The following is a 24,294-nucleotide window of genomic DNA, read 5'->3' as shown; positions in this document are numbered from 1 at the left end:
CGGATTCGGTTCGGCTCATTGTAGCCTGACCGCTACAATTGCCGTCTGATCAATCACCGATTGGAGCCGCGCATGCGGCGGAGGTTCGATGCCTGAATTGCCCGAGGTCGAGGTCACCCGGCTGGGACTCGTCCCACACCTGACAGGTCGGCGGATCGTCCGCGCCGTGGTGCGGCATCACGGCCTGCGCTGGCCGGTCGATCCGGCGCTGCCCGAGCTGCTGGGCGGGCGCACGGTCGCGCGCGTGCTGCGCCGGGGCAAGTATCTGCTGATCGAGTGCGTGCCCGACATTGCCCACGGGCCGCAGGCGGGGGCCGGCTGGCTGCTGGTCCACCTGGGCATGACGGGCACCCTGCGCGTGCTGGAGACGCCTGCCGCACCCGGCACCCACGACCATCTCGACATCGAGCTCGCGGACGCGGCCGGCCGGCCCATCACATTGCGCTACCGCGATCCGCGCCGTTTTGGTGCCGTGCTATGGCACGATGGGGACGAGGCCGCGCTGTCGGCGCATCCGCTGCTGCGCAACCTCGGCATCGAGCCCTTCGACACGCGCTTCGACGGCGACTGGATGCACGCCCGCACCCGCGGCCGCAGCGCTGCCATCAAGACCGTGCTGCTGGCCGGCGACATCGTCGTCGGCGTCGGCAATATCTATTGCTCGGAAAGCCTGTTCCGAGCCGGTATCCGGCCCACCACGGCGGCCGGGCGCATCAGCCGGCCGCGCTATGCGGCGCTGGCGGAGGCCATCCGCGCCACGCTGGCGGACGCCATTGCCCGCGGCGGCAGCACGCTGCGCGACTTCGTCGGCTCGGACGGGCAGAGCGGCTATTTCCAGCTGGATGCGCTCGTCTACGACCGAGCAGGCTTGCCGTGCCGCGTGTGCGGCACGCCGATCCGCCAGATCGTGCAGGGCCAGCGCTCGACCTTCTATTGCCCGGCCTGTCAGCGCTGAAGGCCGGCACGCCGTGAGGCAAACGGCGCCGTAGAGCGCTTTGCACAGCATTTCGCAAGATTTTCGAAGTGGGGTGTCGCGTCGCCGATGGCATCCCGCAACACTTGCACCCGCAAGCCCTTGTTGGAGCGCGGAAAGTTCCCCCGAAACCTTGCAGTTCCCTGTATCGTTCCACCTAAAATTGTGCATTTCTGTGCCGTAAAGGGCGGTAATCAGAGATGCCTGACGCGCGTGATCGGGGCGCGCATCCATACGATAGAACGATGAACAACACACTGAGCACTCAGTTCGAGCAATACAGCGCCTGGCGCGCGTCGGTATTGCAATCCGTGGGGGAATTTCAGGACTGGCTCCAGGCCCAGGAACTGTACGACGCCCAAGCCGACATGCGCGCCCAGCGTATCCGCGGCGTACTGCGCAGCGATAAGCTGAAGGTCGCCTTCATCGCCGAGTTTTCGCGCGGCAAGAGCGAACTGATCAACTCGATCTTCTTCGCAGACTTCGGCCGGCGCATCCTGCCGTCGTCGGCGGGCCGGACCACGATGTGTCCGACCGAGCTGATGTACGACGACAGCTATCCGCCGTCGATTCGCCTGCTGCCGATCGAGACGCGCCTGCACGATGCCTCCACCGCCGATTTCCGCGACGCCGGAAGCCACTGGCTGTCGGTGCCGCTCGATCCGTCGTCGCCCGAGGGCATGCTGGAAGCGTTCCGCCACGTGGTGGAGACCGTGCGTGTGCCCAAGGAGGAGGCCGAATTGCTGGGCCTCTACAACGATGCCGATCCGGATGCCGCTTTCTCGGTGGATGCCGCCGGCACCGTCGAAGTCTCGAAGTGGCGCCACGCCATCATCAATTTCCCGCACCCGATGCTCAAGCAGGGCCTGGTGATCCTGGACACGCCGGGCCTGAACGCCATCGGTACCGAGCCGGAGCTGACGCTGCGCCTGATTCCGGATGCGCACGTGGTCGTGTTCGTGCTGGCCGCCGATGCCGGCGTGACCAAGAGCGACCTGGAGCTGTGGCGCTCGCACGTGGGCGGCGGCCAGCGCAAGGGCTGCATCGCCGTGCTCAACAAGGTCGACGGCCTGTGGGACCCGCTCAAGAGCGAGCGGGAAGTCGAGTCCGAGATCAACCGCCAGATCGTGACCACCGCGCAGGTGCTGGATATCGACGTCAAGCGCGTCTATCCGGTCTCGGCGCAGAAGGGCCTGCTGGCCAAGGTCAGCCATGACCCGGCGCTGCTGGCCAAGAGCCGGCTGCTGGAGCTGGAGTCGGTGCTGTCCGATCAGCTGATCCCGCAGCGGCGCGAGATCGTCACCGAGCAGGTGCAACTGGCCGTCAAGGACATGGCTGCCGGTGCGCAGCAACTGCTGCAGACGCGCCGCCGCGACATCGTCGAGCAGCTGTTCGAGCTGCGCGGCCTGCGTGGCAAGAACCACACGATGGTCAAGCACATGCTGTCGCGCGTGCAGGGCGAGAAGGAAGAGTTCGAGCAGAGCATCGCCAAGTTCCAGGCGCTGCGCACGGTGTTCGGTCGCCACAGCGCGGAGATCATCAAGAGCGTGCAGCTCAAGCAGATCCGCACCACCATGCGCGACGCGCGCGAAAAGATGAAGGAGCGCGTGTTCTCGCGCGGCCTGCGCGACGACATGGAGAAGCTGTTCGGCCACCTGGGTGGCCTGGTGCGCGATGCCACCAGCCGCATCGACCAGTTGCACCAGATGGTCGACGGCATGTACAAGAAGTTCAATGCCGAGCACGGTTTCACGCTGTCGCCGCCGCTGCGCTTCCTGGGCACGCGCTATGACGCCGATCTCAAGGAGACGCTGGCGCTGGCGCACGCGCACTTCGGCGCGTTCAGCTTCCTGACCCGTCCGAAGCCGCAGCTCGTGCACGGCGCGTTCTCGACGGTGGCCAGCCGCGTGCTGGACACCTTCCAGGACATGAACCGCGACATCGAGATCTGGCTGAAGTCGGTGATGTCGCCGCTCGAAGCTCAGGTGCGCGATCACCAGAAGCAGCTGCGCAAGCGTGTCGATTCGATCGAGCGCATCCACGAGGCGACCGACACGCTGGAGGCGCGCATCGCCGAACTGGAGGCCATGCTCAACACGCTGGACGAGCGCAGCGGCACGATCGCCGACTACTCGTCGCGCATCCTGTCGGCCGGCACGCTGCTGGAGACCCAGTCGGTGGCCGCCTGACGACCGGACGGCATGTCGACGAAAAAGGCGCCTGCGGGCGCCTTTTTCGTTCCGGTATGATCCCCGCCAGCGCAGCCTGCCTGCGCGCCGTCTCCCCATCACACGCATGACCACCACACCCCGCCGTTCGCGCCGCGCCGCGCCGTCCGCCCCCGCCCTGCCGCCCTTGCCCGAGGATTTCGCCGTCCGCGTGATCGCCTGGCAGCGCCGCCATGGCCGCCATCACCTGCCGTGGCAGAACACCGGTGACGCCTATCGCGTGTGGCTGTCGGAGATCATGCTGCAGCAGACGCAGGTGTCGGCGGTGCTGGGCTACTACGCCCGCTTCGTGGAGCGGTTCCCGACCGTGCAGGCACTGGCCGCGGCACTCGCGGACGACGTGATGGCCGCCTGGGCGGGCCTGGGCTACTACACCCGCGCGCGCAATCTGCACCGCTGCGCGCAGATCGTGGTGGCCGAGCATGGCGGCGTATTTCCGCGCGATCCCGAGGCGCTGGCGGCGCTGCCGGGCATCGGGCGCTCCACCGCCGCGGCCATCGCCGCGTTTTCGTACGGTGTGCGCGCGGCCATTCTCGACGGCAACGTCAAGCGCGTGTTTGCGCGCGTCTTCGGCATCGACGGCTTTCCCGGCGACAAGCGCGTCGAGGAAACGATGTGGCGCATCGCCGAGACCGTGCTGCCCCCGGCGGACGGCATCCAGTCGTACACGCAGGGCCTGATGGACCTGGGCGCCACGGTCTGCACGCGCGGCAGGCCGGCATGCCTGACCGGCGAGCGCGCATGTCCGCTCGAATCGCTGTGCGAGGCGCGCCGGACCGGGCGCGTGATGGAACTGCCCGTGCCGCGTCCGCGCAAGGCCATCCCCGAGCGCGCGGCGACCCTGCTGATGGCGCTGCATGACGGCGCGGTGCTGCTCCAGCGCCGTCCGCAGCGCGGCATCTGGGGCGGGCTGTGGTCGCTGCCGCTGGTGGGCGACATGGACACGGCGCTCGATGCGCATCCGGTGGCGACGGACGTGGCGCATGCCGCTGCGCAGGCCTACGGTACGGTGTCATCGATCGAGTCGGCCGGCGTGCTCATGCATACCTTTACGCATTTCCGCCTGCAGATGCACCTGCTGCGCGCGGACATCCGCCAGCCCGCCGCGCTGGGCGACGACTGGCGCTGGGTGCCGCTCGTGCGGTTCGATACCGTGGGAATGCCGGCGCCCGTGAAGCTGGCGCTGGAGATGCTGGCGCAGCCGAGCCTGGTGTGATGGCCGGCGGTTGCCGCGCTACAGGATGTGGTGCTGCTTCATATAGCGATGGACGATCTCGATGCGCATGCCGGCATCCATCAGTTCCATCAGCTTCTGCTTGGCCTTGAGCGGCACCGGCAGCAGTTCGCACAGCCGGTTGCCGACCCAGCTCGGGCTGGCCCAGTCATAGGGCTCGGCCAGCGGCACCTGGCCTTCCTCGCGCGCGCCCAGTGTCGTGACGATGCGCCGCAGGGCATTGACGCAATCGTCGAACAGTTCGCCCTTGCAGTCTTCCAGGTCGGCGCCGATCGGCTCCACGGTGCCGCGCAGCAGGCCGCCGACGGTGGTGTCGACCGACCGCACCTTGAAGCGCTGCGTACCGCGCGCCTTGATCATCAGCAGGCCGAGCTGCTCCATGTCGCATTCGACGATATGGGCGATGCAGCCGATGTCGACCGGGACGGTCGGCGTGTCTGCTGCGACCTCGTTGCCGCGCTCGATCAGGCAGACGCCGAATGGGGTCTGCTCGCGCAGGCAGGTGCGCACCATGTCGATGTAGCGGGCCTCGAAGATGCGCAGCGGCAACAGGCCACCCGGAAACAGCACCGTGTGCAGCGGGAACAATGGCAGCTCGGTCGGCAGCGGAGGCAGCGGGGAAAACGGGGAGAGGGCAATATCGTCTTGCATGGGCGGGCGTCGGCGGGACCTTCGCGCAGCGCTACGTGGCCGGGCGGCGAGTCGCGGGCCAGTGGGGCAGACGCGGTTTAAGCGTCTACCGCCAGTTCGCGGTGGCGGACCAACACATTACCATGCGCACGGAAGTAGGTGGCGAGCCGTTCCGCGATATAGACGGAGCGGTGCTGCCCACCCGTGCAGCCGATGGCCACGGTCAGGTAGCTGCGGTTGTCGGCAATGAAACTTGGCAGCCACTTTTCGACATAGGCGCGGATGTCCTCGGCCATCGCCAGCACCATCGGCTGGCTTTGCAGGAAGTCGATGACGGGCTGGTCACGCCCGGTCAGCGGCCGCAGCTGCGTATCGTAGTAGGGGTTGGGCAGCGAGCGCACGTCGAACACGAGGTCGGCGTCCGTCGGCACGCCGTGCTTGAAGCCGAACGATTCGAACATCAGGGTGATGTCGTGCGGCTCGTCGCTGATGAATTCCTTGATGTACGCGCGCAGGGCGTTGGTGCGCAGGGTGCTGGTGTCGATGCGGTGTGCCGGATCGGCGAGCGGGCTCAGCAGCTCCCGCTCCATTTCGATGGCTTCGATGAGCGAGGTGTCGGGACCCTTGGCCGCGCTGGGCGGATTGCCCGCATCGGGCCGGCCGTTGCGGATCGACAGCGGATGGCGCCGGCGCGTCTCCGAGTAGCGCTGCACCAGCGCATTCGTGCTGGCCGTCAGGAACAGCATGCGGACATCGTGTTCCTTGCGCAGCTGGGTGATCGTCTCGGGCACCTTGCGCAGCGATTCGCGGCTGCGGATGTCGGTGGCGACGCCCAGGTGCGTGTAGCCCTGGTCCGCCAGATAGCGCGCCAGCTCGGGGATGAACTGCGCGGGCAGGTTGTCCACGCAGTAGTAGCCTGCGTCTTCGAGCACATTCAGGGCGACCGACTTCCCCGAACCCGACATACCGGTGATGAGAATGATCCGCATCCTGCGAGGATAGCATCCTTGTGTGGCAGGGCAGCGACCAACAAAAAAGGCGACCTGGGCGGTCACCTTTCTGGCATTGCGCTAAGCGGATGCTCAGCTCTTGAGGCAATCGCTCTGGGCCTTCTTGTATTCGTCGCCCTTCTTACCCTTGTTGGTCTTGGCGCAGGCTGCCATCTTTTCCTGTTGGGTCATCGGTGCTGCTGCCGGCGCGGCGTCGGTTTTGCCGGACAGGCAGTCGCTCTGGGCCTTCTTGTAATCGGCGCCCTTCTTGCCCTTGTTGGCCTTGGCGCAGGCCGCCATCTTCTCTTGCTGCGAAGTCTTGGCTGCGGGTGCGGCCGGAGCAGCAGCGGCCGGTGCGCTGCCTTGGGCGAACGCCTGGCCGGCCAGGAACGGGAGTGCCAGGGCGCAAGCGGCAATCAGTTGTTTCATCGTTTTCTCCTTGGATACCGTCAGAAGGGCGGGCGGATCGAGCGCCGCGCCCGCGATGAACGCCGTCGCGTGTGCTCGGCGCATTCCCTCCCACAACGGAATGGCCGTGTGCCGGGTTGACGTTTTTCTACAAAAGTTTGAGAAAGTCGCCGCGCTCGCCTGTCGGAGCGCGCGCTTTGTAAAGACTTTGCTAAAGCAGGCGGCCCTGCGGCGAGTGCGACGCGGCTTCGGCTTGCATGGCGGCACGCTGGCGGTCCATGAAGTCGCGCAGCGTGTCGATGCCGCGCAGCCGCAGGATGGTGTTGCGCACGGCGGCCTCGACCAGCACGGCCAGGTTGCGGCCGGCCGCCACCTGGATCTTCACCATGTGGATGGGCAGGCCGAGCACATCCATGTATTGCGAATCCAGCGGCAGCCGCTCGAATTCGCCGTCGTTGCGGCGCACGAGCTGGACGATCAGCTTGATCTTCATCTTCCGGCGTACCGCGGTCTCGCCGAAGATGGTCTTGATGTCGAGCAGGCCCAGGCCGCGCACTTCCAGCAGGTTCTGCAGCAGCGGCGGGCAGCGGCCCTCGATGAAGTCCGGCCCCAGGCGCACGAAGTCGACCGCGTCGTCGGCCACCAGGCCGTGGCCGCGCGAGATCAGTTCCAGCCCGAGCTCGCTCTTGCCCAGACCGGAGTCGCCCATGATCAGCACGCCCATGCCGAGGATGTCGAGGAACACCCCGTGCATCGTCACGCGCGGCGCCGAGATGCGCGACAGATACAGCCGCAGGTGGTCGATCACGGCCGCGGAGGAAATCGGCGACGTGAACAGTGGCGTGGACGATCGCGTGCAGCGCAGTTCCAGGTCGGGCGGCGGATCGACACCATCGGCCACCACCAGGAAGGGCGGCTCGAGCAGGATCAGTTCGCCCATCTGGCGCTTGCGGTTTTCTTCGGACAGGCGCTGGTAGTAGGTGATCTCGGGCTTGCCGAGCACCTGGATGCGGTTCGGGTGGATCAGGTTCAAGTGCCCCACCAGATCGGCTGCGGAGGTCGCTTCCTTGGCGAAATCCACGTCGAATGCGCGGTCCGCGCCTTCCAGGCCGGCGACCCACGACAGCTTCAGGTCGGCGGCATTGTCGTCGAAGATCGATTGGGCGGTGACGCCGGTCAGTTCCATGTCGGTGCGTTCCGTGGCGCTCGGGTGGAGGGCGGTCGGGCCGCGGCATCCGCGGCGTGTTGCCTTTGGCCTAAGGGCGCCAGTCGGTGAGTAGCTGGTGAATCGCCTCGGGCGACGGCAGGGTGGTGAGTCCCTCGCGCATGTCGCGGTCGGACAGCAGCTGGGCGATTTCGGACAGGATCTCCAGATGCTGCTGGGTGGCCTGTTCCGGCACCAGCAGGAAGATCAGCAGCGAGACGGGCTTGCCGTCGGGCGATTCGAAGGGCACGGGCTCGGACAGGCGCATGAATGCCGCCAGCGGCTGCTTGAGGCCCTTGATGCGGCCGTGCGGAATGGCCACGCCAGCTCCCAGGCCCGTCGATCCGAGAGATTCCCGTGCAAACAGGTTGTCGGTGACGGTCGCGCGGGCAACCCCGTGATTGTTCTCGAACAGCAGGCCTGCCTGTTCAAACACCCGCTTTTTGCTGGTTACGCTGACGTCGAGGGCAATATTCCCGGGCGGCAGCAGTTTGGCCAAGCGATTCATGTGCAATGCGTGAAATGAGCGGCGTCCTTCTGCACCAAAGTGGCGCGCGGACAATCGAGTCATTATAGACCAGCGCACCGCTCGATTTGTGCGGCGCACCAGCGATGGCCGCATCTGGCAGAGAGGCGACTCCCCCAAGGCTGCAATCGGTTGCGGAAAGCGTTTTCGCGTTGCCGCAGCCCCTGTGTGTCGCATAGCGTGACGCGGAAACCCGCGCGGCGCCATGCGTTCATGCTTTGGTCAGATTTTAGCCCGACTGAAATCCGATGCAATCGGATTCATTGGGCACGCACCAACACATAAAAAAAACCGCGCCATCCCGGGGCGCGGTTTTTTGTGGTGCATCGTGCTATTGCTGCATCTGCGCGGCGGAGAGGGCCTGATGCTTCAGGGCGTCGCGATCATGCCCCTGTACGCGGTCCTTGTATTTGAGGACCTGCCGGTCGAGCTTGTCGACGAGGAGATCGATGGCCGCATAGAGATCTTCATGGTGTGATTCGACGAAGACATCCTTACCCTTGAGATGCAGGTTGATTTCCGCGTACTGGCGGCGACTCTTCTCCTTGTGGTTATCGACCGATAGCAGCACGCTGACGCCAATCACCTGATCGAAGTGTCTGATCACACGCTCCAGTTTCGTTTCCACGTACTCACGCAACGGTGGCGTGATGTCCAGGTGGTGTCCACTGAGTTTGAAGTTCATAGCGGTTCTCCTTCTCACGGATGGGCCGCACCGGAACTGCCCGCGATGCGGCTATAAAGACTTGCGCAGATTCACTGCTGGGATCTTGAGGGCTTCGCGGTACTTGGCCACCGTCCGACGGGCCACCACGAATCCTTGTTCGCCTAACAGCTCGGCAATTCTGCTATCGGACAGAGGATTCTTCGGGTCTTCGGCTCCTACAAGTTGCTTGATGAGCGCGCGTATCGCGGTGGATGACGCGGCCCCGCCGGTTTCCGTCGATACATGGCTGCCGAAGAAGTACTTCAGCTCGAAGGTCCCCATGGGGGTTGCCATGTATTTGTTGGTCGTCACACGGGAGATCGTGGACTCGTGTAGACCCAGTGTATCGGCTATTTCCCGCAAAACCAAGGGGCGCATGGCGATTTCACCGTGCGTGAAAAAGCTCTTTTGACGTTCGACAATTGCTTGCGAGACACGCAGGATGGTGTCGAAGCGCTGCTGGATATTTTTGATCAGCCAGCGCGCTTCCTGCAGCTTCTGCTGCAGGTTGGCGGCACCCGATTCGCCACGGCTGCTGCGCAGGATCTGCGCATACATGTCGTTGATGCGCAGGCGTGGCATCACGTCGGGGTTCAGCTGTGCCATCCAGCCGGCGGCGGTCTTGCGCACCACCACGTCGGGCACGACGAAGTCGGCCTCGGCCCGCCCGAAGGCGTGGCCAGGAAAGGGCGCCAGCGAGCGGATCAGCTCATGCGCGGCCTTCAGCTCGCCATCATCGACGGACAGCGCTTTCTTCAGCCGCGTGTAGTCGCGCGCGGCGAGCAGTTCGAGATGCTGGTTGACGATGGTCAGCGCCAGCGGCTTGGCCGGGGAGTCCAGGCGCTGCAGCTGCAGCGTCAGGCATTCGGCCGCCGAGCGCGCACCGATGCCGGCCGGATCGAAGCTCTGCAGCATCCGCAGCGCGGCCTGCAATTCGTCGAGCTCGACCTCGAGTTCGGCCGGCAGGTCGGCGAGGATCTCATCGAGCGAGCCGGTCAGGTAGCCTTCGTCGTCCAGCGATTCGATCAGGAAGATGACGAGGCCCTTGTCGCGCGGGGACAGCTTGAGCGGCGCGAGTTGTTCCATCAGGAATTCGCGCTGCGTGGGTTCGGCCTCGCGCAGCTGCATCGGCGCGCGGTCGTCTTCGTCGGACTGGGGTTTGCGCGCGAAGTCGTCGAGGCTCCAGTCGGACCGCTCGGTGCCGTAGTCGCTGTCGAAATCGCTGCCGTTTTCGTACGATGCGTCGGCTGTGTCGGCATGGTCCGCACCGTTGGCGGCGGGCGGCGGCGATTCGGTCGGCAGCGGGGTGGCGCTGCTGCTCTGCAGGGCGTTGACCGAGCCGTCGGCGCCGATGCGCGCGGAGGTGTCGAGCCACTCGTTCTCGCGCTCGAGCAGCGGGTTCTCGGTCAGCGCCTGCTCGACTTCCTGTTGCAGCTCGATGGTCGACAACTGCAGCAGCCGGATCGACTGCTGCAGTTGTGGCGTGAGCGCCAGATGCTGGGAGAGACGGAGCTGGAGCGACTGTTTCATGCGGGCTATTCTATGCCCAACAGTCGGCTGATGGAACGGAATTTGCTTGATTGTGCCGCTTTGCTACGTCCATAAGGCGTAGGCAGGCGCGCCAGGCTTACATCCGGAAGTTGTCGCCCAAATAGACCTTGCGCACGTCTTCGTTTTCGACGATCTGCTCAGGCATGCCGGCGGCGAGCACCGTGCCTTCGCTGATGATGTAGGCGTGGTCGCAGATGCCCAGCGTTTCACGCACATTGTGATCGGTGATCAGCACGCCGATGTTGCGGTCTTTCAGGAAACTGACGATGCGCTGGATTTCGCCCACGGCGATCGGGTCCACGCCGGCAAACGGCTCATCGAGCAGGATGAAGCGCGGCGAGGAGGCCAGTGCCCGGGCGATCTCGACGCGGCGGCGTTCGCCGCCGGACAGCGAGAGCGCGGGGTTGTCGCGCAGGTGGGCGATCTGCAGGTCGTCGAGCAGGGCGTCCAGCCGGCGGTTGACTTCGGCGGACGACAGCGGCTTGCCGTCCTGCTCCTGCAGTTCCAGCACGGCCCGGATGTTTTCCTGCACGTTGAGCTTGCGGAACACCGAGGCTTCCTGCGGCAGGTACGACAGTCCCATGCGCGCGCGCTGGTGGATCGGCAGGCGGCTGATGTGCTGGCCGTCGAGCACGATATCGCCGGCGTCCAGCGCCACCAGCCCGACGATCATGTAGAACGAGGTGGTCTTGCCCGCGCCGTTCGGGCCGAGCAGGCCGACCACTTCGCCGCTCTTGACGTCCAGCGAGACATCCTTGACCACCGTGCGCGTGCCGTAGCGCTTTTTCAGGTGCCGGACCACCAGCGTGCTGGAGGTGGCGGCTTGCGGCGCGATGGTGGCGGTGGCTTGGGCAGTGGCGGACATAGGCGAAGCGGAAAAGCGGGTCGGCGGGACGGATCAGGGCTTGGCGGCCGGCGTCCCGCTGCGCGGCGCGAGCACGGCACGCACGCGGCCGGACGGGTTGGCGGCGGTTGCGTTCTCCGCGCCGCCCGAGGCCGTGTAGAACTCCTTCTGGCCGTCGTAGGTGATGACCGCGCCGCGGATCTCGTCGAGCTGCGTGGCGCCCTGCAGGCGCTCCATGCGGGCACGGTTGATCAGCTTGGAGATCTCCTGCTTGCCGTCGTACTCGATGCGCTCGCCCCAGCCCTGGATGTACTCATCGACGTTGTCGCGCTTCTGGCGGATGAAGGCCAGGTTGCCGGGCTTGGCGATGGCGACGGCGTAGTTGTAGCCCTCCGGGTCCGTGCGCAGATCGGCGGTGTCGGAGCGCAGCACCATGGTGCCCTTGGTCAGCACCACGTTGCCGGACAGGTGATAGACCTGCTTCAGGTCGTCGTAGCTGGCGTTGTCGGCTTCGAGCACCAGCGGCTTGTCGCGGTCGGCGCGCTCGGCGTGCGCGGGCAGGGCCGGCAGCAACAGCGCGGCGCTCAGGGCGAGGAGGGCAAGGCCGCTGGCGCGGCGGGTGTCGGTCATGGAAATCGGATCGGAGAAGGCGCGGTGGATCGGGAGCGTCGGGGCCGGAACGTTGCCGAGGGCGCAGTTTACTGCTTCGGCGCGCCCAGCCCTTCGATGCGGCCGCGCACATTGCCCAGCAATTGTACTTGGCGCGTCACGTTGTTGAAGACGAGGCCGTTGGCATTCATGACCGACGGCCCGCGATGGAGTTCGACCGGCTTGTCGGTGCGCACCACGTCGTCGTTGAGCAGCACCTGGAAGTAGGTCGAATCGGCGGTCATCAGCGGGTCCTGGCGCAGGTCCGGGCCCTGGGCGCGGACCACCTTGGCGTTGTCGTACAGGTCGATGATGCTGCCTTCGCCGTTCATCTTGCCGAGATCGGCGCGCGCGGTGACCTGCGGGCGGTCCGGCGCGTAGATGCGCAGCGCGGGAAAGGTGACATCGTAGGTCAGGTCGTCCTCGTAGTGGTTCATGTGGACGCCGGTGAAGCGGTATTTGGTGACGCCGCGCTCGTCCAGCGCAGTGGCCGAGATGCCGTCCATGGTGTAGTCGGCCACGTGGCGCTTGGCCTGGTTGGCGGTTTCTTCGGTCTGCGGTGTGTTGACCTGCACCAGCAGGAAGGTGACGCCGCATACCACCGCCATCAGCAGGATGGGCAACCCGCGCAGCATGATCTGCAGCAGGGAGGAGACGAGGCGTTGAGAGCGTTCGCTGGCCATGTCAGGGGGCGTTGGGCGCTTGCAGCAGTTGCGCGAGCAGGTCGTCGTAGGCGCCCTGGGCCTTGAGGATCAGGTCGGCGACTTCACGCGCCGCGCCGCGACCGCCCTTGGCCCGGGTCACATAGTGGCAGCGGCTGCGCACCTCGGCGTGGGCCTGGGCGGGGCAGGCGGCAAAGCCGACCTGCGCCATGACCGGCAGGTCGGGCCAGTCGTCGCCCATGTAGCCGGCGTCGGCGGGCTGCAGCGCTGTGGCGGCAAGCAGGTGGACGAAGGCCTCGCGCTTGTCGGCCACACCTTGGTACAGATGTTCGATGCCGAGTTCCCCGGCGCGCCAAGCCACGATCTCGGATTCGCGCCCGGTGATGATGGCCGGCGTAATGCCCGCCTGGGCCAGCAGCTTGATGCCGTGGCCGTCCAGCGTATCGAAGGCCTTGCTGATCTCGCCCTGCGGGCCGACCAGCAGGCGGCCGTCGGTCAGCACGCCGTCCACGTCGAAGATCATCAGGCGCACGCGGGCGGCGCGCTCCATTGCCTGCGGGAAGCGTGCCTCGATGTTGCTGTGGACGGGGGAATCGGCCGGGCTGGACATCGGCGGGGCGTCTGGGTGTCGGAGCAGCGGAATCAGACTCAGATGACCTTGGCGCGGGTCAGGTCGTGGATGTGCAGCGCGCCCATCAGCTGCCCGGCGGCGTCCACCACCAGCAGCTGGTTGATGCGATGCGTTTCCATCACTTCGACCGCCTCGACCGCCAACTGGTCGGGGCCGACCGCGTGCGGATTGCGGTGCATCACTTCGTGCATCGGCACGGTGCGCCAGTCGCGCGGGGTTTCCAGCAGGCGGCGCAGGTCGCCGTCGGTGAAGACCCCTACGGCGCGGCCCGTGGCGTCGACCACGGCGGTCATCGCCATGCCCTTGCGGGTGATTTCCATCAGCGCCTGCGACAGCGGCGTGTCTTCGGTCACGCGCGGCACGGCGTCGCCCTGACGCATGATGTCGCGCACGTGCGTGAGCAGCTTGCGCCCGAGCGAGCCGCCGGGGTGCGAGCGGGCGAAATCGTCTGCGCCGAAGCCGCGCGCATCGAGCAGAGCCACGGCCAGGGCGTCGCCCAGGGCCATTTGCGCGGTGGTGCTGGCGGTCGGCGCCAGGTTGAGCGGGCAGGCCTCGACCTCGACGCGCGAGTTCAGTATGACGTCGGCGTGCTGCGCCAGCGACGATTGCGGATTGCCCGTCACGGCGATCAGCCTGGCGCCCAGCCGCTTGACCAGCGGCAGGATGGCGGTCAGCTCCGACACCTCGCCGGAATTGGAGAAGCCGATGAAGACGTCGTCACGCGTGACCATGCCGAGGTCGCCGTGGCTGGCTTCGGCGGGGTGGACGAAGAACGCCGGCGTGCCGGTGGAGGCGAGCGTGGCCGCCACCTTGCGCGCGATATGGCCGGATTTGCCGATGCCCGAGACGACCACGCGGCCGGTGCAGCGCAGCACCATCTCGACCGCGCGCGCAAAGTCGGCGGAAACCTGGGACTTGAGACCGAGCACGGCCTGCGCTTCGATGTCGAAGGTCTGCTGGGCCAGGGCCAGCGCTCGATCCGGATTGAAATTCGCTATCATGGCGGCGAAGTATAACAACGATTGGCCATGGCCACGGCCGCCCGGAGCGCGCCGCGGCTTGGCCCGCGGGGAGCGGACGGGGCGTGCGGGCGCACCGCTTTGCTGTGCCGCAACGGTCCGCCTCCGATGACTGCTTTCCCCCGCCGCCACGCTCCGGCATTGCGCCGTGGCGTCCCGCGTCGCTTGGTTCTTGTTGCCCTGGCATCGGTTTTGCAAGGTGCGGCGTGCCGCTTGTCGCACGCACCGTTCCGATGCCGGGGCATCGTCCCGCATTGCCAACCCTTTCGCCTGATTTTTCGCGTCGCATGCATTCGCCGCTGGAACTCACCCTCGTGTTGTTGGCCGCCGCCGTGATCGGCGTGGTGCTGTTCCGCATGCTGCAACTGCCGCCGATGCTGGCCTACCTGGTGGTCGGCGTGGTGATCGGCCCGAATGCGACCGGGCTGGAGTCCGATTCGGCGCAGACGCGCTATCTGGCCGAGTTCGGCGTGGTGTTCCTGATGTTCTCGATCGGGCTGGAGTTCAGCCTGGCCAAGCTGCGCTCGATGCGCCGGCTGGTGCTGGGGCTGGGCGCCTCGCAGGTGGTGCTGACCATGCTGCTGACGGTGCCGGCCTCGCTGCTGCTCTCGCGCTGGTACCCGCTGTCGTGGCAGGCGAGCCTGGCGCTGGGCGGCGCGCTGGCGATGTCGTCCACCGCCATCGTCTCCAAGATGCTGGCCGAGCGGCTGCAGCTGGAGACGGAGCACGGCCGCAACATCATCAGCGTGCTGCTGTTCCAGGATCTGGCCGTGGTGCTGCTGCTGATCGTGGTGCCGTCGCTCGGCAAGAACCCGACCGACCTGGTGCTGACGCTGTCCATCGCGGCGGTGAAGATCATCGTCGCGCTGGTGCTGATCCTGTTCCTGGGGCAGAAGCTGCTGTCGCGCTGGTTTCACCTGGTGGCCGCGCGCCGCTCGCAGGAGCTGTTCATGCTGAACCTGCTGCTGGTGACGCTGGGCATGGCGGCGCTGACCGAGCGGCTGGGCCTGTCGATGGCGCTGGGCGCCTTCCTGGCCGGCATGCTGGTGTCGGAAACGCCGTACCGGCTGCAGGTGGAGGAGGACATCAAGCCCTTCCGCGACGTGCTGCTGGGGCTGTTCTTCGTCACCGTGGGCATGCTGCTCGACCCGCGCGTGGTGATCGGGCACTGGGGGCTGGTGATCGGGCTGGTGATCGGGCCGGTGCTGTTCAAGTTCGCGCTGATCGCCTTGCTGGCGCGCGCCTTCGGCTCGGGCGGCGGCACGGCGATCCGCACGGCGCTCGGCCTGGCGCAGGCCGGCGAGTTCGGCTTCGTGCTGCTCAACCAGATCGACGGGATGCGGCTGATCGATCCGCTGCTCAGCCAGGCGATCCTGGCGGCGATGCTGCTGTCGATGCTGCTGGCGCCATTCCTGATCCAGTACAGCGATGCGATCGCCATGCGGCTGTCGCGCACGGACTGGCTGATGCAGTCGCTGGCGATGACCAAGATCGCCGCGCAGAGCCTGCAGACCGAGCGCCACGTCATCATCTGCGGCTACGGGCGCAGCGGCCAGAACCTGGCGCACATGCTGGAGCAGGAGGACATCAGCTATGTCGCCCTCGACCTGGACCCCGACCGCGTGCGCGATGCGGCGGCGGCCGGCGAGCGTGTGGTCTACGGCGATGCGGCGCGGCGCGAGTCGCTGGTGGCGGCCGGGGTCCACCGCGCGGCGGCGGTTGCCGTCACCTATGCCGACACGGCCTCGGCGCTGAAGGTGCTGCACCACGTGCAGGCGCTGGCGCCGACCTTGCCCGTCATCGTGCGCACCATCGACGATGCCGATCTCGACCGGCTGCAGCAGGCCGGCGCCGCCGAAGTGGTGCCGGAGATCATCGAGGGCAGCCTGATGCTGGCCTCGCACGCGCTGGTGCTGCTGGGCGTGCCGCTGCGGCGCGTGGTGCGCCGCGCGCAGGAAATGCGCGATGCGCGCTACGGCCTGCTGCGCGGCTACTTCCACGGCCAGGATGACGACGAGGACATGCTCGAGCGCGACGCCGTGCGCCTGCACTCGGTGCCGCTGATCAAGGGCTCGCCCGCGATCGGCCGCCCGCTGGGCACGCTGGGGCTGGAAACCTTCAAGACCTCGGTGACGGCGATCCGGCGCCAGGGTATCCGCGCGCTCGACCCGGAGCCGAACACCCTGCTCGAGCTGGGCGACATCGTCGTGCTGCGCGGCACGCCCGACGGCCTCCAGCAGGCCGAGGAGCGCCTGTCGCCCCGCTGATGTGCGGGTGCGTTATTTCGCCACGACTTCGAGCAGCGGCCCGCGCGAGCGCCGCTGCAGCGGCGGCTCGGCCAGGCGCGGCGGCAGGCCGGCCAGCACCGCGGCCGCGTTCAGCGAGCGGATCGGCACGCGCGTGTCCGACGGGATGCGCCCGTCCTGCTGCAGCATCAGGTAGCGCAGGCAGCAGACACGCAGGAACGAGGCGAAGTTGGCGACCTCGCCGCGCCGCTCCAGCAGTTCGTCGTAGAGCCTGCCGATCAGCTGGGTGACGCTCAGGCTGTCGCGCCGGCCGATTTCTTCGAGCACGTCCCAGAACAGGCATTCGAGCCGCACGCTGGTCGCCACGCCGTGCAGGCGCAGCGAGCGGGCCTGGGTTTCGTACGACTGCGGATTGGCGCGGATGAAGATTTCGCACATGGCGGGGTCTCCGGGCGGGAGCGCCCGGCGCGCGGGCAGTCCGATCAGTGTAGGACCCGCGTCCCCAGGACTTCAAGAAATTGCGCCAGCCATGCGGGGTGGGCCGGCCACGCGGGCGCGGTCACCAGGTTGCCGTCGGTATGGGCCTGGTCGACGGGGATGTCCTGGTAGGTGCCGCCCGCCGCCGTGACTTCCGGGCCACATGCCGGATAGGCGGAGCACGCGCGGTCCTTCAGGACGCCCGCCCCCGACAGCAGCTGCGCGCCGTGGCAGATCGCCGCGATGGGTTTGCCGGCGCCGCTGAAGTGGCGCACGATGTCGAGCACGCGCGGATCGAGGCGCAGGTATTCGGGAGCGCGGCCGCCGGGCACGACCAGCGCGTCATAGGCGGCGGGATCGACGTCGGCGAAGCTGGCATTGACGGTGAAGCGGTGGCCCGGCTTCTCGGAATACGTCTGCGCGCCCTCGAAGTCGTGCACGGCGGTGGCGATCGATTCGCCGGCCTGCTTGTCCGGGCAGACCGCGTGCACGGTGTGGCCGACCATCTGCAGGGCCTGGAAGGGCACCATGACTTCGTAGTCTTCGACATAGTCGCCTACCAGCATCAGAATCTTCTTCGCCATCGTCGTCTCCTGTATGGTTGCGGTTTGTGCATGGCGGCTGCCGTGCACCGTGCCTGCCGCATTGTGGTGCGGCGCCATCCGGGCCGGGTGGTAGCCGGCTACCGCATCGCCTTTTCTCTTTCTGTTTCAGCAATGACCGACGCCAGCATCTCTCCGTCCTCGCCCGTTCCTGCCTCGACCGAACTGGGCGATGTGACGCGCTACCTGCGCGAGCGCATCCGCACCGTGCCCGACTGGCCGCAGCCGGGGGTGATGTTCCGCGACATCACGCCGCTACTGCAGGACCCGAAGAGCCTGCGCGTGCTGGTGGACGTGTTCGTCCATCGCTATATGGGACAGGGGCTGAACCTGGTGGCGGGCATCGATGCGCGCGGCTTCATCCTCGGCTCCATCGTCGCGTACGAGCTGAACCTGGGCTTCGTGCCGATCCGCAAGAAGGGCAAGCTGCCGTTCACCACCGTGGCCGAGGAGTACATGCTGGAGTACGGCAGCGCCACGGTGGAGATCCACGCCGACGCCTGCAAGCCCGGCGACCGCGTGCTGCTGATCGACGACCTGATCGCCACCGGCGGCACCATGATGGCCGGCAAGCGCCTGCTGGAGCGGCTGGGCGCGACGGTGGTGGAGGGCGCGGCCATCGTCGACCTGCCCGAACTGGGTGGCTCGCGCCTGCTGATGGACGGCGGCCTGCCGCTCTTTACCGTGTGCCGCTTCGACGGGCATTGATGGCCGCCGGCGATGCCCTGGCCGCATCCCTTGGTGTCACCGCAACAAGACGCCGCCGCGCGCCGCGCGGTGGTGTGACCTTTTGATGAGAGGACAACGATGCCGAATGTGCTGCTGTTCCTGCTGTCTTCCGTCGCCATCACGGTGATGCCGGGGCCGGACAACCTGCAGGTGATCGCGCGCGGCGCGAGCCAGGGCCGCAAGGCCGGGCTGGCGGTGGCGGCCGGGTTTGCCTCGGGCTGCCTGTTCCATACGACGCTGGCGGCGCTGGGGCTGGCGGCGGTGCTGCAGTCCGCGCCGGTGGCGTTCCAGGCGATCCGCTGGCTGGGCGCGGCCTACCTGGTCTGGCTGGGCGTGCAGGCGCTGCGCAGCAAGGGCGGCGTCGGGCCGTCGGTGAGCGCGCAGGCGGCGGCGCCCGATCTGTGGCAGGTGTTCCGCCAGAGCGTGCTGGCCAACATGCTCAACCCCAAGGTGACGCTGTTCTTCGTGGTGTTCCTGCCGCAGTTCGTCGATGCGCAGGCCGGTCATGCGGCGCTGCAGATGCTGCTGCTGGGCGGGGTGTTCATGGCGCAGACCATCGTGGTCTTCGGCCTGTACGGCTGGTGCGCGGCGGCGCTGGGCGGCTGGATGCGCCGCACGCCGCGCGCGTCGCTGTGGCTGGATCGCGTGAGCGGCTGCATTTTCATCGGGCTGGGGCTGCGGGTCGCGCTCACCAAGTAAGTCACAGGCAAGGCGAGAAAGGATGTACACGCTGCTCAAGCTGCTCTCGGGCGTGGCCCTGCTGGTCTGGGGGACACAGACCGTCAAGGTCGGCATGCTGCGCCTGTATGGCGCCGACCTGCGCAGGCTGCTGTCGCGCAGTGTGTCGAACCGGTTCTCCGCGCTGCTGGCTGGCATCGGCGTGACGTGCCTGGTGCAGAGCAGCAACGCCACCGCCACCATCGTCGGCGCGTTCGTCGCGCAGGGGTTGATGAGCGTGTCGTCGGCGCTGGCGATCCTGCTGGGTGCCAACGTGGGCACCGCGATGATGGCGCAAGTGTTTGCGCTGGACCTGTCGTGGCTGTCGCCGCTGCTGATCTTCTTCGGGGTGATCCTGCACCTGTCGCGCAAGGGCAGTCCGGTCGGACATTTTGGGCGCGTGCTGATCGGGCTGGGGCTGATCATGCTGGCGCTGGAGCTGATCGCGGTGGCGGCCAGCCCGATGGTGGAGGCCAATGCGCTGCGCGTGCTGCTCGGTTCGATCTCGGCCGACACCGGCCTGAACATGCTGATCGGCGCGCTGCTTACGCTGCTGTGCTATTCGAGCCTGGCGGTGGTGCTGTTCTGCGCCACGCTGGCGACCTCGGCGGCGGTGTCGATCAAGGTGGCGTTCGCGATCGTGCTGGGCGCCAATATCGGCAGCGCCATCGCCGCGCTGGCGACCACGCCGTCGTCCAGCCAGGCCGCGCGCCGGGCGACGCTGGGCAATCTGCTGTCGCGCGTGCTGGGGGCGGCGCTGGTGCTGCCGTTCCTGGACAAGCTGGCCGCACTGGCGCCGCATGCCAGTGTGGCGCTGCAGCATGTGGTGGTGGCGTTCCACGTGCTCTTCAACGTGGCGCTGGCGGTGCTGCTGGTCGGCTTCACCGACCGGATGGCCAGGCTGTGCACGCGCATCCTGCCCGGTGGCCGGCACGTCGACGAACTGGTCGCGCCGCGCTATCTCGATCCGTCTGCGCTGGCCACGCCCATGCTGGCGCTGGGCAATGCCTCGCGCGAGGTGCTGCGCATCGGCGACCGCGTCGAGCACATGCTGGAAAACACCATGCGCGTGCTCAAGACCGATGACGTGCGGCTGCTGCAGACCACGCGCGCCGTCGACGATGAAGTCGACGCGCTGTACACAGCCATCAAGCTCTACCTGACGCAGCTCAGCCACGAGGCGCTGGACGAGCGCGAGGGCAAGCGCTGGGCCGACATCATCTCGCTGACCATCAACCTGGAGCATGCCGGCGACATCATCGATCGCATGCTGCAGGACGTGCGCGAGAAGAAGATCGCGCACAAGCTGGCCTTCTCGGAGGCGGGCCTGCGGGAGCTGGAGGACATGCATGCCCGGCTGGTTGCCAACCTGCGGCTGGCGCTGTCGGTGTTCCTGACCGGCGACCTGCGCAGCGCCCAGCAGCTCATGCTGGAGAAGGCGCACTTCCGCGACCTGGAGAAGCGCTACGCGCGCAGCCACCTTACGCGTGTGTCGGCGCAGACCTCGGAGAGCATCGAGACCAGCTCGCTGCACCTGGACATCATCAGCGATTTCAAGCGGCTCAATTCGCTGTTCTGCGCGGCCGCCTACCCGGTGCTGGACGAGGCCGGGCTGCTGGGGCGCAGCCGCATGCACGAGGCGGACGAGGCCACGAGCACCGAGGCCTGAGCGCTACAGCTTGTAGCCGATCTGCCGCAGCAGGTCCTTGCGCCATGCGATGTCGGCATCGGTCTCGATGCCCAGCGGCGAGGCGCCGTCCACCACGCCCAGTACGCCGCGGCCCTGCTCGGTTTGCGCGACGATCACCTGCGTCGGGTTGGCGGTGGCGCAGTAGATGCGGCACACCTCCGGCACCGCGCGCACGGCGGCCAGCACGTTGACGGGGAAAAAGCCGTCGCCCAGGAAGATCAGGAACACATGACCCGCGCCGATGGCGAGCGCGTTGTCGCGGGCCAGCTTGAGCGCGGCGTCGTCATTGCCGGACCAGCGCACCAGCCGCTTGCCGGACGCCTCGCAGAAGGCCAGGCCGAAACGGATGCCGGGCACCGCGCCGACCAGCGCTTCGTGGAGGTCTTCCACGGTCTTGATGAAGTGCGACTGGCCGAGGATGAAGTTGGTGGCTTCCGGCTTGACGATGGGGACTACCGTGAGTTCCATGGCCGCGCTCCCGCGAGTAGGGCAATGCCATCCATGGTAGGCCGCCGCGATGCCATTGCAAGCCGCGGCGGCGTGCGCCTCATTTGCGCTTGAGCAACGGCGCCAGATACTTGCCGGTAAAGCTCGCGCGGCTCTTGGCCACCTCCTCCGGCGTGCCCTTGGCGATGATCTGCCCGCCGCCGGCGCCGCCTTCGGGGCCGAGGTCGAGCAGCCAGTCCGCCGTTTTGATCACGTCGAGGTTGTGCTCGATGATGACGACCGTGTTGCCCTGGTCGCGCAGCTTGTGGATCACCTTGAGCAGCAGCTCGATGTCGTGGAAGTGCAGGCCGGTGGTTGGCTCGTCGAGGATGTAGAGCGTGCGGCCGGTGTCGCGCTTGGACAGCTCCAGCGACAGCTTCACGCGCTGCGCCTCGCCGCCCGACAGCGTGGTCGCCGACTGGCCCAGGCGGATGTAGCCCAGGCCCACGTCCAGCAGCGTCTGCAGCTTGCGGCGCACTACCGGCACCGGCGCGAAGAACTCGTGCGCCTGCTCGACCGTCATCTCGAGCACTTCGGTGATGTTCTTGCCCTTGTACAGCACCTCCAGCGTTTCGCGGTTGTAGCGCTTGCCGTGGCACACGTCGCAGGGCACGTACACGTCGGGCAGAAAGTGCATCTCGACCTTGAGCACGCCGTCGCCCTGGCACGCCTCGCAGCGGCCGCCCTTGACGTTGAACGAGAAGCGGCCCGGGTCGTAGCCGCGCTCCTTGGCGGCCGGCACGCCCGCATACAGCTCGCGGATCGGCGTGAACAGGCCGGTGTAGGTGGCCGGGTTGGAGCGCGGGGTGCGGCCGATCGGCGACTGGTCGACGTTGATGACCTTGTCGAAGTGCTCCAGGCCGTCGATGCGGTCGTGCGCGGTGGGCTCCGGGGTGGAGCCGTAGAGGTGGCGCGCCACCGCGTTGTACAGCGTGTCGTTGATCAGCGTCGATTTGCCCGAGCCCGATACGCCCGTCACGCAGGTGAGCAGCCCGACCGGGATGTCGGCGTTGACGTGCTTCAGGTTGTTGCCCGACGCGTTGACGATGCGCAGCCAGCGCGCTTCGTCGGGCGCGGTGCGCTGCTTGGGCACCTCGATGCGGCGCTTGCCCGACAGGTATTCGCCGGTCAGCGAGCCGGGTGACCGCTCGATCTGCCTGGGCGTGCCTTCGGCGATGATCTGGCCGCCGTGCACGCCGGCGCCGGGGCCGATGTCGACCACGTGGTCCGAGGCGCGGATCATGTCTTCATCGTGCTCGACCACCAGCACCGAGTTGCCGAGGTCGCGCAGGTGCTTGAGGGTGCCGATCAGCCGGTCGTTGTCGCGCTGGTGCAGGCCGATGGAGGGCTCGTCCAGCACGTACATCACGCCGGTCAGGCCCGAGCCGATCTGCGAGGCCAGGCGGATGCGCTGCGCCTCGCCGCCGGAGAGCGTGTCGGCGCTGCGCTCCAGCGAGAGGTAGTCGAGCCCGACGTTGTTCAGGAAGTTCAGCCGCGAGGTGATTTCCTGGACGATCTTGTCGGCGATCTCGCGCTTGGCGCCGTGCAGGTTCAGCGTGAGGAAATATGTGAGCGCATCGCGCAGCGGCCAGCCGTTGATCTCGTAGATGGCGCGGGCCTGGTCGCTGTCGCCGAGCTTGACGTGGCGCGCCTCGCGGCGCAGGCGCGTGCCCTCGCACTCGGGGCAGGCCTGGTTGTTCTGGTACTTGGCCAGCTCTTCGCGCACGGCGATGGAGTCGGTTTCCTTGTAGCGCCGCTCCAGGTTGGGGATGATGCCCTCGAAGGCATGCTCGCGCACCGTGGTGCGGCCGCGTTCGTTGATGTACGTGAACGGGATCTGCTGCTTGCCCGAGCCCTGCAGCACGACGTCCTGGACTTCACTGGGCAGCTCTTCGAACGGCGTGTCGGTGTCGAAGTCGTAGAACGCCGCCAGGCTCTGCAGCATCTGGAAGTAGAACTGGTTGCGGCGGTCCCAGCCCTTGATGGCGCCCGAGGCCAGCGACAGGTTGGGGAAGGCCACCACGCGCTTCGGGTCGAAGAAGGTGATCTGGCCCAGGCCGTCGCAATGGGGGCAGGCGCCCATCGGGTTGTTGAACGAGAACAGGCGCGGCTCCAGCTCCGGCAGCGAATACGAGCAGATCGGGCAGGCGAACTTGGAGCTGAAGACGTGCTCCTTGCCCGTGTCCATCTCCAGCGCGAGGGCGCGGCCGTCGGCCAGGCGCAGCGCGGTCTCGAAGGATTCGGCCAGGCGCTGCTTGAGTTCCGGGTTGACCTTGACGCGATCGACCACCACCTCGATGGCGTGCTTGTCGTTCTTCTTCAGCTTGGGCAGCGCGTCGACCTCGTAGACCTTGGCTTCGGCCTCGTGCGCCGTGCCGCCGCCCGAGCGGATGCGGAAGCGCACGAAGCCCTGCGCCTGCATCGCCTCGAACAGGTCCACGTGCTCGCCCTTGCGGTTGGTCACCACGGGCGCCAGGATCATCAGCTTGGTGTCGGCCGGCAGCGCCAGCACGGCATCCACCATCTGCGACACGCTCTGCGCTTCCAGCGGCTGGCCGTGCTCCGGGCAGTAGGGCGTGCCGGCGCGGGCGTACAGCAGGCGCAGGTAGTCGTGGATCTCGGTGACGGTGCCGACGGTGGAGCGCGGGTTGTGGCTGGTGGCCTTCTGTTCGATCGAGATGGCCGGCGACAGGCCTTCGATCAGGTCCACGTCCGGCTTTTCCATCAGTTGCAGGAACTGCCGCGCATAGGCCGACAGCGACTCCACGTAGCGGCGCTGCCCTTCCGCATAGAGTGTGTCGAACGCGAGCGACGACTTGCCCGACCCCGACAGCCCCGTGATGACCACCAGCTGGTTGCGCGGCAGATCGAGGTTGATGTTCTTCAGGTTGTGGGTCCGGGCCCCACGAATCTTGATGGCTTCCATGTGCGGCGTCGCGCTGTCGGGCCCCGTGCCACAAGAATTGGCAAAAAGGCGGAAGGGGCGAAAAGGGTAAGCCTGCTAATATACCGAACTTCGGTTTTGCGGGTGCTGGCCCCAGCGTGGGGCGATTCGCGGGGCCGTTCAAGTGTCCTTGCCGTCGCTCGATGGCGG

The 24,294-nt window shown here is 67.1% G+C and carries 23 protein-coding genes; 7 read left to right on the top strand and 16 right to left on the bottom strand.

The genetic code is table 11. The features are described from left to right. Positions 1-88 precede the first annotated feature (88 nt). The 3 genes from mutM (at position 89) to mutY (ending at position 4,417) form a co-directional block, all read left to right on the top strand. A complete protein-coding gene (gene mutM, locus GO999_RS14680) occupies positions 89-955 on the top strand; it encodes a bifunctional DNA-formamidopyrimidine glycosylase/DNA-(apurinic or apyrimidinic site) lyase (RefSeq protein WP_016724258.1) in 867 nt (288 codons plus the stop codon). Positions 956-1,218: 263 nt separating this feature from the next. Next, on the top strand, positions 1,219-3,162 hold the full coding sequence (locus GO999_RS14675; protein WP_016724259.1) for a dynamin family protein: 1,944 nt from the start codon (positions 1,219-1,221) through the stop codon (positions 3,160-3,162). A gap of 106 nt (positions 3,163-3,268) precedes the next feature. Beyond that, positions 3,269-4,417, top strand: coding sequence for an A/G-specific adenine glycosylase (mutY, locus tag GO999_RS14670; protein ID WP_211906337.1), 1,149 nt, complete (start codon positions 3,269-3,271; stop codon positions 4,415-4,417). Positions 4,418-4,435: 18 nt separating this feature from the next. On the opposite strand, the gene GO999_RS14665 is transcribed toward mutY, so the two are convergent. The 12 genes from GO999_RS14665 to GO999_RS14610 all read right to left on the bottom strand — a co-directional run bounded on the left by GO999_RS14665 (position 4,436) and on the right by GO999_RS14610 (position 14,235). Beyond that, complete coding sequence (locus GO999_RS14665) at positions 4,436-5,086, bottom strand: LON peptidase substrate-binding domain-containing protein (protein WP_011000364.1); 651 nt, start codon at positions 5,084-5,086, stop codon at positions 4,436-4,438. 77 nt (positions 5,087-5,163) lie between these two features. Continuing rightward, positions 5,164-6,054: an RNase adapter RapZ gene (rapZ, locus tag GO999_RS14660; protein WP_011000365.1), complete on the bottom strand. Its 891-nt coding sequence runs from the start codon at positions 6,052-6,054 to the stop codon at positions 5,164-5,166. Between the two features lie 93 nt (positions 6,055-6,147). Beyond that, positions 6,148-6,483 carry a PsiF family protein gene (locus GO999_RS14655; RefSeq protein ID WP_020425146.1) on the bottom strand — a complete coding sequence of 112 codons (336 nt, stop codon included), beginning with the start codon at positions 6,481-6,483 and terminating at the stop codon, positions 6,148-6,150. Positions 6,484-6,673: 190 nt separating this feature from the next. Beyond that, positions 6,674-7,648, bottom strand: coding sequence for an HPr(Ser) kinase/phosphatase (gene hprK, locus GO999_RS14650; protein ID WP_011000367.1), 975 nt, complete (start codon positions 7,646-7,648; stop codon positions 6,674-6,676). Positions 7,649-7,718: 70 nt separating this feature from the next. Beyond that, positions 7,719-8,174, bottom strand: a complete 456-nt coding sequence (ptsN, locus tag GO999_RS14645; protein ID WP_003269869.1) for a PTS IIA-like nitrogen regulatory protein PtsN — start codon at positions 8,172-8,174, stop codon at positions 7,719-7,721. A gap of 349 nt (positions 8,175-8,523) precedes the next feature. After that, positions 8,524-8,877 carry a ribosome hibernation-promoting factor, HPF/YfiA family gene (gene hpf / locus GO999_RS14640; protein ID WP_011000368.1) on the bottom strand — a complete coding sequence of 118 codons (354 nt, stop codon included), beginning with the start codon at positions 8,875-8,877 and terminating at the stop codon, positions 8,524-8,526. Between the two features lie 51 nt (positions 8,878-8,928). Beyond that, a complete protein-coding gene (locus GO999_RS14635; RefSeq protein WP_020831172.1) occupies positions 8,929-10,428 on the bottom strand; it encodes an RNA polymerase factor sigma-54 in 1,500 nt (499 codons plus the stop codon). 97 nt (positions 10,429-10,525) lie between these two features. Further along, the gene (lptB, locus tag GO999_RS14630) at positions 10,526-11,314 is read right to left on the bottom strand and encodes an LPS export ABC transporter ATP-binding protein (RefSeq protein WP_016724264.1); all 789 of its coding nucleotides are present in this window, start codon (positions 11,312-11,314) and stop codon (positions 10,526-10,528) included. Between the two features lie 33 nt (positions 11,315-11,347). After that, complete coding sequence (lptA, locus tag GO999_RS14625) at positions 11,348-11,923, bottom strand: lipopolysaccharide transport periplasmic protein LptA (protein ID WP_011000371.1); 576 nt, start codon at positions 11,921-11,923, stop codon at positions 11,348-11,350. Positions 11,924-11,991: 68 nt separating this feature from the next. Then, on the bottom strand, positions 11,992-12,624 hold the full coding sequence (lptC, locus tag GO999_RS14620; protein ID WP_011000372.1) for an LPS export ABC transporter periplasmic protein LptC: 633 nt from the start codon (positions 12,622-12,624) through the stop codon (positions 11,992-11,994). 1 nt (position 12,625) lies between these two features. Next, a complete protein-coding gene (locus GO999_RS14615; RefSeq protein ID WP_011000373.1) occupies positions 12,626-13,213 on the bottom strand; it encodes a KdsC family phosphatase in 588 nt (195 codons plus the stop codon). 38 nt (positions 13,214-13,251) lie between these two features. Then, on the bottom strand, positions 13,252-14,235 hold the full coding sequence (locus tag GO999_RS14610; RefSeq protein ID WP_016724265.1) for a KpsF/GutQ family sugar-phosphate isomerase: 984 nt from the start codon (positions 14,233-14,235) through the stop codon (positions 13,252-13,254). A 305-nt stretch (positions 14,236-14,540) separates the two neighbouring features. Here GO999_RS14610 and GO999_RS14605 point away from each other — a divergent pair, with 305 nt between their 5' ends. Further along, positions 14,541-16,520: a monovalent cation:proton antiporter family protein gene (locus tag GO999_RS14605; RefSeq protein WP_011000375.1), complete on the top strand. Its 1,980-nt coding sequence runs from the start codon at positions 14,541-14,543 to the stop codon at positions 16,518-16,520. A gap of 12 nt (positions 16,521-16,532) precedes the next feature. On the opposite strand, the gene GO999_RS14600 is transcribed toward GO999_RS14605, so the two are convergent. Further along, on the bottom strand, positions 16,533-16,937 hold the full coding sequence (locus tag GO999_RS14600) for a ribbon-helix-helix domain-containing protein (RefSeq protein WP_019717493.1): 405 nt from the start codon (positions 16,935-16,937) through the stop codon (positions 16,533-16,535). Between the two features lie 44 nt (positions 16,938-16,981). Beyond that, a complete protein-coding gene (locus GO999_RS14595; RefSeq protein ID WP_011000377.1) occupies positions 16,982-17,560 on the bottom strand; it encodes a DJ-1/PfpI family protein in 579 nt (192 codons plus the stop codon). A 132-nt stretch (positions 17,561-17,692) separates the two neighbouring features. Between GO999_RS14595 and GO999_RS14590 the strand changes: the two genes are divergently transcribed. The 3 genes from GO999_RS14590 to GO999_RS14580 all read left to right on the top strand — a co-directional run bounded on the left by GO999_RS14590 (position 17,693) and on the right by GO999_RS14580 (position 20,693). Beyond that, positions 17,693-18,286, top strand: a complete 594-nt coding sequence (locus GO999_RS14590; protein WP_019717494.1) for an adenine phosphoribosyltransferase — start codon at positions 17,693-17,695, stop codon at positions 18,284-18,286. Positions 18,287-18,385: 99 nt separating this feature from the next. Beyond that, positions 18,386-19,006 carry a LysE family translocator gene (locus GO999_RS14585; RefSeq protein ID WP_211906336.1) on the top strand — a complete coding sequence of 207 codons (621 nt, stop codon included), beginning with the start codon at positions 18,386-18,388 and terminating at the stop codon, positions 19,004-19,006. Between the two features lie 22 nt (positions 19,007-19,028). Next, entirely contained in the window at positions 19,029-20,693 is a 1,665-nt protein-coding gene (locus tag GO999_RS14580; protein WP_019717496.1) for a Na/Pi cotransporter family protein, read from the top strand. A gap of 3 nt (positions 20,694-20,696) precedes the next feature. Here the strand turns inward: GO999_RS14580 and GO999_RS14575 are convergent, their stop codons facing one another. Then, positions 20,697-21,182 carry an adenosine-specific kinase gene (locus GO999_RS14575; protein ID WP_011000380.1) on the bottom strand — a complete coding sequence of 162 codons (486 nt, stop codon included), beginning with the start codon at positions 21,180-21,182 and terminating at the stop codon, positions 20,697-20,699. Positions 21,183-21,261: 79 nt separating this feature from the next. Further along, positions 21,262-24,126, bottom strand: coding sequence for an excinuclease ABC subunit UvrA (uvrA, locus tag GO999_RS14570; RefSeq protein WP_011000381.1), 2,865 nt, complete (start codon positions 24,124-24,126; stop codon positions 21,262-21,264). Positions 24,127-24,294 lie beyond the last annotated feature (168 nt).

This window comes from Ralstonia nicotianae (genome assembly GCF_018243235.1).
Taxonomy (GTDB): Bacteria; Pseudomonadota; Gammaproteobacteria; order Burkholderiales; family Burkholderiaceae; genus Ralstonia; species Ralstonia nicotianae.
The sequence above is the reverse complement of the archived record's forward strand: the minus strand, read 5'-3'. Positions and strand labels throughout refer to the sequence as shown.